The 12,098-nt window shown below is 51.6% G+C and carries 8 protein-coding genes; 1 reads left to right on the forward strand and 7 read right to left on the reverse strand.

Annotation, left to right across the window (positions count from 1 at the left end; all coding sequences use genetic code 11):
* Positions 1–62: 62 nt before the first annotated feature.
* The 6 genes from metH to HOM51_00680 form a co-directional block, all read right to left on the reverse strand.
* A complete protein-coding gene (metH, locus tag HOM51_00655) occupies positions 63–3,758 on the reverse strand; it encodes a methionine synthase (GenBank protein ID MBT5033002.1) in 3,696 nt (1,231 codons plus the stop codon).
* A gap of 14 nt (positions 3,759–3,772) precedes the next feature.
* Positions 3,773–4,714: a methylenetetrahydrofolate reductase gene (gene metF, locus HOM51_00660; GenBank protein MBT5033003.1), complete on the reverse strand. Its 942-nt coding sequence runs from the start codon at positions 4,712–4,714 to the stop codon at positions 3,773–3,775.
* A 21-nt stretch (positions 4,715–4,735) separates the two neighbouring features.
* A complete protein-coding gene (locus tag HOM51_00665) occupies positions 4,736–5,701 on the reverse strand; it encodes a metalloregulator ArsR/SmtB family transcription factor (GenBank protein ID MBT5033004.1) in 966 nt (321 codons plus the stop codon).
* A gap of 155 nt (positions 5,702–5,856) precedes the next feature.
* The gene (locus HOM51_00670) at positions 5,857–6,840 is read right to left on the reverse strand and encodes a lysophospholipid acyltransferase family protein (protein MBT5033005.1); all 984 of its coding nucleotides are present in this window, start codon (positions 6,838–6,840) and stop codon (positions 5,857–5,859) included.
* Positions 6,841–6,844: 4 nt separating this feature from the next.
* On the reverse strand, positions 6,845–8,527 hold the full coding sequence (gene ettA, locus HOM51_00675) for an energy-dependent translational throttle protein EttA (GenBank protein ID MBT5033006.1): 1,683 nt from the start codon (positions 8,525–8,527) through the stop codon (positions 6,845–6,847).
* A 65-nt stretch (positions 8,528–8,592) separates the two neighbouring features.
* Positions 8,593–9,318: a hypothetical protein gene (locus HOM51_00680; GenBank protein ID MBT5033007.1), complete on the reverse strand. Its 726-nt coding sequence runs from the start codon at positions 9,316–9,318 to the stop codon at positions 8,593–8,595.
* A gap of 203 nt (positions 9,319–9,521) precedes the next feature.
* On the opposite strand from HOM51_00680, the gene HOM51_00685 reads away from it, so the two are divergent.
* Positions 9,522–10,319 (forward strand): hypothetical protein, encoded by a 798-nt coding sequence (locus HOM51_00685; GenBank protein MBT5033008.1) that lies wholly within the window; start codon positions 9,522–9,524, stop codon positions 10,317–10,319.
* Here HOM51_00685 and HOM51_00690 read toward each other — a convergent pair.
* The gene (locus HOM51_00690) at positions 10,316–11,788 is read right to left on the reverse strand and encodes a CBS domain-containing protein (protein MBT5033009.1); all 1,473 of its coding nucleotides are present in this window, start codon (positions 11,786–11,788) and stop codon (positions 10,316–10,318) included. The genes HOM51_00685 and HOM51_00690 overlap by 4 nt on opposite strands.
* Positions 11,789–12,098: the final 310 nt, after the last annotated feature.

A 12,098-nucleotide genomic window follows, 5' to 3' on the forward strand; every position in this document is an offset into this window, starting at 1 on the left:
TAATAATCATCCATAATAACTGGATGTGTCCGTCAAATTATTTTAGACGATCTTATTTAAAACTAATAGCCCAAATTAGGCGCCAACCACTTTTCCGCTTCTTCTAGGGGAATACCTTTGCGGGTGGCATAGTCTTCAACCTGATCACGACCAATTCGCCCAATCCCGAAATATTGGCTTTCTGGATGGGACAGATAGAAGCCCGAAACCGATGACGCCGGCATCATGGCGAAGCCATCGGTTAACTCAACTGATGCATTCTTTTCCGCATCCAGAAGACTAAATAAAGTGGCCTTTTCCGTGTGATCTGGACAGGCCGGATAGCCAGGTGCCGGCCGGATTCCCTGATAGAGTTCCTTAATCAAATCGTCATTGGGCATATCTGCGCCGTCTTCATAGCCCCAGAATTCCCGACGCAAGCGTTCATGCATGCGCTCGGCAAAGGCTTCGGCCAGTCGGTCCGCCAGTGCTTTTAACAAGATGCTTTTGTAGTCATCGTGTTCACGTTCAAATTCTTCCAGCTTTTTCTCAATCCCTAATCCAGCAGTGACCGCGAACCCGCCAATATAATCAGAAGCTCCAGTATCCTTGGGGCCTACGAAATCAGCGAGGCAATAATTATTGCGGCCTTCAGATTTTTCCATTTGTTGGCGCAGGAAATGGAATTTGGTCAAAACCTCAGTCCGGGTATCATCGGTATAAACTTCTATATCATCATGTCCCACGGAGTTGGCTGGGAATATCCCAACAACGGCTTTTGCCTTCAGCCAATTCTCCATGACTATTTCTTTCAGCATATCCAAGCCATCATCAAGCAAGGATTGTGCTGCTTCCCCAACTTTTTCATCCTTTAAAATTGTTGGGTAGGTGCCTTTCAATTCCCATGTTCGGAAGAACGGCGTCCAATCAATGCGCGTCGCGACTTCGGCCAAAGGGTAATTGTCGAATGACTTAATGCCGACAAACTTGGGCTTCGGGGAAGGTGAGGCTGACCAATCGATTTTTGGACCTCGGGCACGCGCGTCTGCTAATGACAGGTGTTTATCTGCCCGTTCATTACCGGCGCGCTTGTCTCGGATTTCCTGATATTCGGTTGCGACCTCTTCAACAAACGTATCCCTTGCAGTATCGCTGAGCAGGTTGCTGACAACCCCCACCGAACGTGAAGCATCAAGCACATGCACGGTCGGCCCATTATAATTTGGCGCGACCTTCACTGCCGTATGAACCCGAGATGTGGTTGCCCCACCGATGAGCAACGGAATATCAAATCCATCGCGCTCTAACTCAGCCGCCACCGTCGTCATTTCCTCCAACGATGGTGTGATCAGGCCGGACAGCCCAATAATATCAACATTTTCAGCCCGCGCCGTCTCAATAATTTTTGAATACGGCACCATGACGCCGAGGTCTATGACGTCATAATTATTACACTGCAAGACCACCCCGACGATGTTCTTCCCAATATCGTGGACGTCACCCTTAACCGTCGCCATCAGAATCTTACCTTTGGAGGACACGTCGCCGAGCGCTTCTTTTTCAGCTTCGATGAAGGGCTGCAAGTGAGCCACCGCTTGCTTCATCACCCGCGCACTTTTCACAACCTGAGGCAAGAACATCTGACCCGATCCAAACAGATCGCCAACCACGTTCATGCCATCCATCAACGGGCCTTCGATAACCTCCAACGGACGATCAGCGGCAAGGCGCGCTTCCTCAGTGTCCTCAAGGATGAACTCTGTAATGCCTTTGACAAGGGCATGGCTGAGGCGTTCGGCAACAGACCCTTCGCGCCACGCGAGCGTTTCCGTTTCTGACTTGGCCTGGCCTTTGGCTTGGTCGGCAACTTCCAGTAGCCGTTCAGTTCCGTCCTCGCGTCGGTTGAGAACCACGTCTTCAACCCGTTCCCGCAAGTCATCCGGAATATCGGCATAGACTGCCAATTGACCTGCGTTAACAATGCCCATGTCCATACCAGCCTCGACCGCGTGGTAAAGAAACACCGAATGCATGGCTTCCCGCACTGGGTTATTTCCGCGGAATGAAAACGACATGTTGGAGACACCGCCACTGGTCAATGCATGAGGCAGAGTCTTTTTGATATCGCGAATAGCGTTGATGTAGTCAACGGAGAAATTGTTGTGCTCCTCAATACCTGTCGCGATCGGGAAAATATTAGCGTCGAAAATAATATCCTGTGGCGGAAAGCCGACCTTTTCAGTGAGGACCTTATAGGACCGCGTGCAGATTTCCACCATGCGGGCGTGGCTGTCCGCCTGCCCTTTATCATCAAATGCCATGACAATGACCGCGGCACCGTAGCGGAGAATTTCTCGGGCTTGTTCGATAAACGGTTCTTCACCTTCCTTAAGGCTGATCGAATTGACCACGCCCTTGCCTTGGATACATTTTAGCCCGGCCTCAATCACCGACCACTTTGAACTGTCGATCATCACAGGCACCCGACTGATGTCCGGCTCTGAAGCAACCATTTTCAGAAACGTTTCCATCGCCGCTTCGGAATCCAGCATCGCTTCGTCCATATTGACATCGATGACCTGAGCGCCATTTTCGACTTGCTGGCGGGCGACGTTCAGCGCTTCTTCATATTCGCCTTCGCGGATTAACGCCGCAAAACGCGCTGAGCCTGCAACGTTGGTGCGTTCACCAACGTTGGCAAAGCCGGTCACATCGTTGAATGCCAACGGCTCAAGCCCACTTAGTCGACAAGTCGTTTCCAGTTCGGGAGTTTTGCGCGGTGCAACGTCACTCACCGCAGCCGCAATGGCCTTGATATGTTCAGGCCGCGTGCCGCAACATCCGCCGACAATATTAACAAAACCGCTTTCGGCAAATTCACGAAGCTGTTCCGCCATATATTCTGGCGTGTCGTCGTATTCACCAAATTCATTGGGCAGCCCGGCATTGGGATGGACGCTAACGTTAACACCCGCGACCCTTGAAACAGACTGCACGTGCTGGCGTAAATCCTTGGCCCCGAGGGCGCAGTTAAATCCAATGCTAATTGGCTTTGCGTGAGAGACCGAATACCAAAATGCCTCCGGTGTTTGACCTGACAAGGTCCGACCCGATGCATCGGTAATGGTGCCCGAAATCATTACCGGTAAGCGAATGCCTTCGTCATCAAAAAATTTGGCGACAGCGTAAAGTGCTGCTTTGGAATTCAACGTATCGAAGATTGTTTCCACTAGGATGATATCGGCCCCGCCTTCAACAAGTCCTCGCGTGGCTTCCGTATAAGCTTCTACCAAGCCATCAAAGGTTACATTGCGAAACCCCGGATCATTGACGTCGGGTGAGATTGACGCTGTGCGATTTGTCGGCCCCAGAACACCCGCAACGAACCGCGGCTTATCCGGTGTGTTCGCCTGCGCTTCGTCAGCGGCTTCACGGGCCAGGCGCGCGCCTTCTTTATTCAGCTCAAAGACAATCTCTTCCATCCCGTAATCAGCCTGAGAGATCGACGTCGCGTTAAATGTATTGGTCTCGACAATATCGCAGCCGGCATCCAAGAACGCCGCGTGAATGCCCTTGATGATTTCCGGGCGGGTCAGGATCAACAGGTCATTGTTGCCCTTCACATCCGACGGCCAGTCCTTGAACCGCTCGCCCCGATAATCGGCTTCCTGCAAATTATGGCCCTGGATCATCGTGCCCATGGCGCCGTCCAGCACGAGAATGCGCTTGGCAAGAAGGTCTTCCAATAGGGCGGTTTTATCTTCGTTTGATTTAAGCAATTTTCGATTCCGTTTTATAAGTTATCGTCTAATAAAGGTTCCAATTCCGCGGGCGGGCGAACGCCCAACATGTGACATATGGCATACGCCAAGTCGGCCCGGTTCAAGGTATAAAGATGAAAATGCCGAACACCTGCGGCGTACAATACCCGGCATTGTTCCGCAGCAACAGTCGCAGATACCAGCAACCGGGTTTCCGGGTCATCATCAAGCCCATCAAACAATTCTGCCATCCAGCCCGGCACCGATGTGTTACACATCGCCGCGAATTGCACCACGCGGGCAAAATTAGTAACCGGCAGGATGCCCGGGACTATTGGAACGATTATGCCTGCATCTCGGGCTTTATCCATAAACCGAAGATAGGCATTCACATCGAAAAAAAACTGCGTGATGGCCCGACTTGCGCCGGCATCTATCTTGCGCTTCAGGTTATCTAAATCCGCTTCGGCGCTTACAGCTTCGGGGTGAACTTCTGGGAAAGCCGCAACGCTAATTTCAAAATCGCCGACTTCCTTTAGGCCTGCGACTAAATCTGCCGCATAAGCATAGCCACCTGGGTGTGGTTCATACTTTGTTGCGTCGTCAGGGGGGTCCCCCCGCAAAGCGACGATATGGCGAATTCCTTCGTTCCAGTATTGCTGGGCAACCTCTTTTGTTTCGTCTTTGGTGGCCCCAACACACGTCAGGTGCGCGGCGGGCTCAAGGTCTGTTTCCTGTCTGATGCGCAACACCGTCGCGTGGGTTCTTTCCCGGGTTGACCCTCCCGCGCCATAGGTTACCGACACAAAAGACGGCGACACGGGTGCCAAGCGCTCGATGCATGTCCACAGAGATCGTTCGGCTTTTTCCGTTTTCGGCGGGAAAAACTCGAACGAAACCGTCACATCGCGCGGTAGCGGCGATGCAAGATAAGGACCTGGTAGATCCTGAGAATGTTTAAGGGTCGTCGTCATATCCATACCTTTTCTTCTTCTTTACCCTTTTGCCGAAACGATGTCTCGGTCATATCCATGAGCGGTATTTCCTGCCAACCAAACCGTGACCGTTAATGGGTCTCCGGATAGATGCACCGTTTCCATTTCTTCGAGACCAACCGTGTTAAACCACGCCCTGACTTCCTGCTCACTGAAACCGAGACGGCGGTGCTGATGATCCTTGCGAAGGGTCTCCAACTCATGTGGGGCGAAATCAACCAACAACAAGCAACCATTTGATTGCAATACGCGAACTGCCTCAGCCAGCGCCAATTCTGGTGCATCGACAAAATGTAAAACTTGGTGAATCGTCACGACATCAAATGTTCCGGCACTAAACGGAAGCTGGAACATATCGGCCTGACGAACTGAACAATTCGTAATGCCCGCCTGCGATAAATTTTCCCGGGCCACCGCCAACATTTCGGGTGACATATCAACGCCAATCGCATTTTCCACCCGGTCGGCAAACAGCTCAAGCAAGCGGCCTGTTCCCGTGCCGACATCCAGAAGACGACCCAGCCCGCTTTTTGGTAACAGACGGGCGATAACACTTTCCACTTCAGCCTCATCCACATGCAAGGATCTGAGACTGTTCCAGGCCGTGGCATTCTGGCGAAAATAATCCGCTGCGGCCCGTGACCGGTCTGCCTTAACGTCCGCCAACCGGTTGCGATCAAGGACCAAGGTCTCATCATCCATCGGCAGAAGATCAAGGAGTTTGTCCACGCGACCGTCGCCGCCTCTATCCCTGGCTAATCGGTAAAATACCCAACTGCCTTCCGGCGTCCGATCAAGGACACGCGCTTCGGTCAATAGTTTAAGATGTCGCGAGACCCGCGGCTGACTTTGGCCGAGGATGCGTGTGAGGTCGCTGACCGTGAGTTCACCTGCCGCACACAAAGCAAATATGCGAAGTCGCGTTGGTTCCGCAACTGCGCGTAAAGCGGTAAGTAATGCATCCATATTAATCGACCGTATTCGAGAGATATTAAATCAAGTAATGATATAAGTATATATTTATGTGATTATGTCAAGGGATGTTTTTCATTTAAGCCTGACGACTCTGAAGCAACCCTGCAAATACTATTTGTATCGTTATCGCAATATTGTAAAATTCGTCAGGTCCGCGGCTTCCGCTGAATTAATTGGCCCCAGGATAACCACTGGTCTGGATACTGCCGCAGCCAGGGCTCCAGCCTTTTGGCGTAGGCATCCACCGCTGCCTGTACAGCAGGTCTGTTCTCTTCATAGCCAGAGAGGTCGATAGGGGCTTCGACTGTCGTGACGACCTTTCCACTTTTATCGCGAACGGTAAATACGGGCAGCAATTGTGCAGCGGTTTTTGCGGCCAAGACAGGTGCGCCGGGGGCCAATGCCAAGGTGACATCAAAGAACGGAGTCGTAACGACCCGGGAGGCTTCGCTCCGGACAACGATAGAGACAATTGAATTTTCTTCCAATCGGGCGCGCAAAGCATCCAACGCGGGACGGGGGTTAACATAGGCGACAACAACACGTTCTGCTATCGCCTTCATTTCCGCCGCGACCCAAATCGGATTCAAAGCCCTGATTCCAAAAGATGTGCTGGAATAGCCATGATAAATATTACTGAGATGGTGAAGGCCGTAACCTGAGCGCGACAAAGCGATCTTGGTGCCAGTTGTTGCTAAAGCGAAATGACTGTCCCAGATGATCGCGCCTTTGCCTTTTGCAAGCGCCGCATCAATATGCTCAGCGCCGACCAAGGTCACATCGCACCAGCGTTTAAAGGGCCGGTGCAAGCGCAGCATCAATAAAGAGCGCTCTATTTCCACCGCCATCGCGGCCCGAGCCAGCGCCCGTGCCGACGGTTTTTCATCAGATTCGGCGCCATGCGCCCAGTTCTCGATGATTTTGGCCCGTTCACCCCAACGATCCGGCTGAAACGCCATCGCCAGACCAGAAATAAATCGGCAAACCCCTGGCCAACATGACGCGGGTACCAACCAGGAAATTGTCGTTAGGATCGGCAACCCAATAACAACACCAATATCACTGATCGAAATCAACCCTGTCGGCTTGTCGTGCAGTCGTTCGGGGTTATTTGCCGGATCGGCGGACACAATCTTAATTCCGTGTCAAAGGTCTGTACTTAATGCGATGCGGTTGGTCCGCTTCCGTACCCAATCTGCGGTGTCGATCTGCGTCATAGTCCTCGTAGTTGCCTTCGAACCAGACCACTTGGCTGTCGCCTTCGAATGCAAGGATGTGCGTTGCCAACCGATCCAGGAACCAGCGATCATGGGACGTAATCAGCACGCAGCCCGCGAATTCCAACAATGCCGCTTCCAAGGCCCGCAGGGTTTCCATATCCAAATCATTGGTCGGTTCGTCCAACAGCAAGACATTGGCGCCAGATTTCAACATATTTGCCAAATGGACCCTGTTCCGTTCCCCGCCGGAAAGCTGGCCAACTTTCTTTTGCTGGTCGGCACCCGTAAAGTTGAATTGGGCAACGTAGGCGCGGCTTTGAATGGAGCGCTTACCCAATTCAAGTTCATCCAAACCACCGGAAATTTCTTCCCAGACTGTCTTTGAATCATCCAATGAATCCCGCGATTGATCGACATACCCTAAGGCTACAGTATCGCCGATACGTAATTCGCCGCCATCCGGTTTTTCCTGATCCGTAATCATTTTGAAAAGGGTCGTTTTACCGGCACCGTTGGGACCGACAATGCCGACAATACCGCCGGGGGGGAGTTTAAAATCCAGGCCGTCAACTAAAAGTCGGTCGCCAAAACCCTTCTTAAGCCCCTGTGCTTCGATCACCAAATCACCCAGGCGAGGCCCCGGCGGAACAATTATCTGCGCCGTGCCAGATTTTTGCTCGTTGGCCTCTGCCACCAAATTATCATAGGCCGTAACCCGGGCCTTGCTTTTCGCTTGGCGGGCACGCGGCGATGACCGTATCCATTCCAACTCTTGCTTGAGAACTCGCTGGCGTGCATCTTCCTGTCGATCTTCATGTTGCAGGCGTTTTTCTTTTTGTTCCAGCCAGGATGAATAATTTCCTTCGTACGGAACCCCGCGGCCCCGGTCGAGTTCAAGAATCCAGCCGGTCACATTATCGAGGAAGTAGCGATCGTGTGTCACGATGATGACTGTGCCTTCGTAGTCTTCCAGGTGGCGTTCCAACCAAGCAACGGATTCCGCATCCAAATGGTTTGTGGGTTCATCCAACAACAGGATATCGGGCTTTTGCAGCAGCAAACGACAGAGCGCGACCCGGCGTTTTTCGCCGCCCGAAAGATTGGTGACTTCGGCATCGCCCGGCGGACAGCGGAGCGCATCCATGGCGACGTCCAAGGTCCGTTCCAGGTCCCAGCCATTCACGGCATCAATCTTTTCTTGTAATTCACCTTGTTCGGCCAACAGGGCATTCATTTCGTCGTCATCCATGGGCTCGGCAAACTTGGCGCTAAGTTCATTGAACTGATCAACAAGGGCCTTGGTTTCGCCCATGGCTTCCATGACGTTGCCCATGACATCCTTGTCCGGGTCCAGATCAGGCTCTTGCTCAAGGTAGCCGGTCGTAACACCGTCCGCCGCCCAGGCTTCGCCGTTATATTCTTCATCCTGCCCGGCCATAATTTTCATAAGCGTGGATTTACCCGCACCATTGGGGCCTAAAACGCCAATTTTGACGCCAGGAAGAAATGAAAGTGTAATGTCTTTTAGAATCTCCCGGCCTCCTGAAAAGGTCTTGGAGAGATTTTTCATCACATAAATGTATTGGTAGGAGGCCATGACTTCGCCTTTAAAATGTTAATTTGCGCCTCTTAATACGCACCTGAGGCTAATTGGTAAAGAATCTAAGCGCTGACTTCCGTCTTCATCAGCAATTGACCGAAGCCCGGCATAGGATCTGAGATGCCGTGCTTTCGGAGCGCGTACCAGTAAGTGGCAGCGTTCGATGACACGATGGGCCGGCCCAGTTTTTGCTCCAGTTCCTCCAACATTCCCGTTATCCCAAGCGCCCCACCGACGTGCAGGAAGGCGTCTACATCATCGTGATCAATGGCTTTGAAGGCTTCGAGTATTTTTTCGACCGACACATTAATAATGTCCTTTGATTCTTTGACCTGGAGCCACGAGGCATAGGGCACCTCGATCTCAACCGCAGATTCGTAATATGCTTGAACGCTTTTCGAATATTCCTCTGACATCGGCGATACAATGCCGATGCGTTTCGCGCCCATGGTTTTTAGCGCGTTCTCCGTTGCCTCTGTCGCGGTGACAAATGGAACACCGTCGGTTAGCGCCGCAATCTGTTCACAATATAGGCGTTGGCGGTCCACCGACCAATTTCGCATCTCAATTGAATTTCCGGTAATGATCATGTCTGGAAAGCAGCCAAGTGTTTGCGGCACTGTAGTCAGCACGGCTTCGGCCACCCGGTCATGATCAGAAATATCGAAGCGATACATTTGATTGTTGATCCCGTCTGGCCGCATGCGCTCATATTCAGGCTGCATGTTGGCGTTTTGTTGGGGAATAATAACGGCGAAGACCCCTCGGGGGCCGAAGCGATCAGGCATGGATGGCAATCCTTATGTGCATTATTCTAAAACTGTTGGGCCGCACAATAGGCGGATTTAGGACATTCATCCAGCCGCGAACCCTGCTACGATGAAATAAGAGGAAGTTGGGAATTAAACACGTGAGCCTTCGAAACATCGTTCTGATTGGAATTGGGGTCCTTGGGCTTGCCGCCATCGTGGCGGTTGGCGCATTGACTTGGATGTTTGCCGGAAACATCTGGGCGGGGGTTTGGGTGGGGCTTTTTATTGTCCTGGTCCAAGCTGTGGTTTGGCGAGTTGTGTCGCGTGGCTTTGCAGCTCACGAACACGACCACCGGGTTCTGCCTGCACGTCCTGAATTCTTCGACTTTGATTTATTTGATCAGCCGATGAATGTGGAAGAACTGGACGGCATGCCGCTGAAGACCCTCTCGTTCACAGTGTTCGATACAGAAACGACTGGTCTTCGGCCCTCGGCGGGGGATGAGATGATCTCAATTGGCGGCGTCCGCATTGCGCACAATGAAGTCCTAAGCGAAGTCACATTTTCGCGGCTCATTAATCCAGGTCGCTCCATTCCAAAGGAATCCATTCGCTTTCACGGCATTACCGACATCATGGTCGCCGCAGAGCCCCCCGCGACAGAAGTGCTTCATCAATTCAGAGAATTCGTTGAAGATTCGGTTTTAATCGCACACAACGCAGCGTTCGATATGAAATTCTTAAAATTGAAAGAAGCAGAGACCGGCGCGGTCTTCAACAACATCGTGCTGGATACGCTGTTGCTGTCGGTATTTTTGGACAACGACGAGTCCGAACATTCATTGGATGCGATTGCCGAACGATATGGGATTGAAATTGAAGGTCGGCACACAGCATTAGGAGATTCGCTGGTCACCGCAAAGGTATTTACTCAAATGCTCGACCGCTTAGAAGCCCGAGGCATAACAACGCTTTATCAGGCCCTCCGCGCGGCGAACAAAATGGTCCACGTGCGCAAGATGCAACAGCGGTTCTAAAAAATATCTCCCGTAAATTCACCTTTGACCCGCCCGCGAAGTTCACGGATGGCCTTGAAACTATCGACGAGAATATCTTTTTCACGCTCGCTCAGGCTGTCTGGATCGACGAAGTTGGAAACATCATTTTCGGCTTTAAAGTCTTTAATCTGCTGGCGCAGCAACAAACGGCAAATATGGCGGAAGGCACCGATGAGATAATCGTATTCATCGTTATCGAAAATTCCCATATTATGGAGCGCTTCCATCCGCCCAAGGGTTGAAACCTGCTCTATCCCTTCGCGCAACGACAACAATCGAATGGCTTCGACCAGGGGCAAGGTGCCCGTGTGCTTTAGGTTCAATTCTCCCAGGTGGTCTTCATTTTCGGTTTCTGTGACAAAGCGCTGGAACAGCCCTCCCATGACCCCAAGTGCGACACGGTGTTCAACATCATCTTCGTACATTTGGCGAAGGAACATCGGGCTTGTATGCGCTATCTTAGTGACATGCTCGCGAAGTTCGTCGGCTAAACGTTGTTCCCCCCAGGCGATACGGTAATCAAAAAAGATATCGCAAAGTCGAAGCGCTGCAGTGTCGCGCTTACGGCTCCAGAGGCTGATCTGCTCCTTCCATTGCGACAAAGTCTTCCGCCACAAAGGATTGTTTGCCATGACCCCACCATTGCAAAGGGGCACCCCGACCTTATCCAAATCCCAAACCATGCGTTCGGCCAAGTCGATAAACCATCCATCGATCTCTGTATGATGCTCATCAGGATAGTCATCCAAGATGAAGCCATTGTCCTGATCTGGAAACAGATAGTTCTCACCCCGACCGCCGGAGCCCATGACGATGACGCAAAACGGGACCGGTGGGTCTCCCAATCCTTCCGACTTCATCGCCGCCAAATTCATTTCAACAACTCTATTATAGATATCCCGATTGATGTGGGTCAGCAGTTCCTGAATATCGGTCGCCGATAGATTGTCGGCGAAGAGTTGATCCGCCAGTTCCACTTGGGCCGCCTTAACTTGGGTTAGGCCCTCAACGCTGTCGTCCCGAGTCAGGCTATCGATTTGGCCCATAAGTTGCCCGCCCGCCACGGCTAAGGCATCGTGCAGGTCCAAGGCACCGACAACGGTTCCGCCAACGTCAACCACAGGCATGTGTCGAATCTCTTGTCGGCGCATGCGGGCGATGGCGTGGTATAAATATTCGTCCGCTTCAATAATCGCGACCGGCGATGTCATGACGGTGTCAATCGTCGTTAATTTATCGATCTGGAAGGCAATGCGGTCGGTGACGTCTGCTTCGGTAACAATGCCAACCGGCACCCCCACCCCATTAATCACCGTTACGCAGGAGTTTTCTGACGCTGCCAATAGGGCAACGGCCTCTCCTACCGGGCAACCTGATGCCACGACGACCGGCGAATCGCGCATGAAATCGCGGACTAGTTTGCTAAATATAGCGGTTTGAGACTGCACACCCCCCCCAATTTCGTTTTTTAATTATAAAATTTTGCGACTTATAACGGCCTAATTCAATCCTTCTAACGTCTTACTCAAACCTTTTTATAGCCAATGAGAACCGCCCTCATGCGTCTATTAAACCATTGTAATTAAAGCATTTCAATAGGAATTAAGTAATTTAACCAGAAGGCTCGCGATTAATAAGTTTCTCGTATAAACAGCACTTATCCCCGGAATTCACATCCCCCCTTATGACCTAGGTAGCGATTTTGGACCATTGTATCCAAAAATTGGTCATGGTATTGATTCTACAGTGCCGCTTATG

Source organism: Rhodospirillaceae bacterium (assembly GCA_018660465.1).
Classification (GTDB): Bacteria; Pseudomonadota; Alphaproteobacteria; order Rhodospirillales; family JABJKH01; genus JABJKH01.

Excerpts from the sequence above, each read along its gene's own strand:
- metF (MBT5033003.1), bottom strand. The coding sequence starts at position 4,714 with ATGACGACGACCCTTAAACATTCTCAGGATCTACCAGGTCCTTATCTT.
- HOM51_00665 (MBT5033004.1), bottom strand. The coding sequence starts at position 5,701 with ATGGATGCATTACTTACCGCTTTACGCGCAGTTGCGGAACCAACGCGA.
- ettA (MBT5033006.1), bottom strand. The coding sequence starts at position 8,527 with ATGGCCTCCTACCAATACATTTATGTGATGAAAAATCTCTCCAAGACC.
- HOM51_00680 (MBT5033007.1), bottom strand. The coding sequence starts at position 9,318 with ATGCCTGATCGCTTCGGCCCCCGAGGGGTCTTCGCCGTTATTATTCCC.
- HOM51_00685 (MBT5033008.1), top strand. The coding sequence starts at position 9,522 with ATGTTTGCCGGAAACATCTGGGCGGGGGTTTGGGTGGGGCTTTTTATT.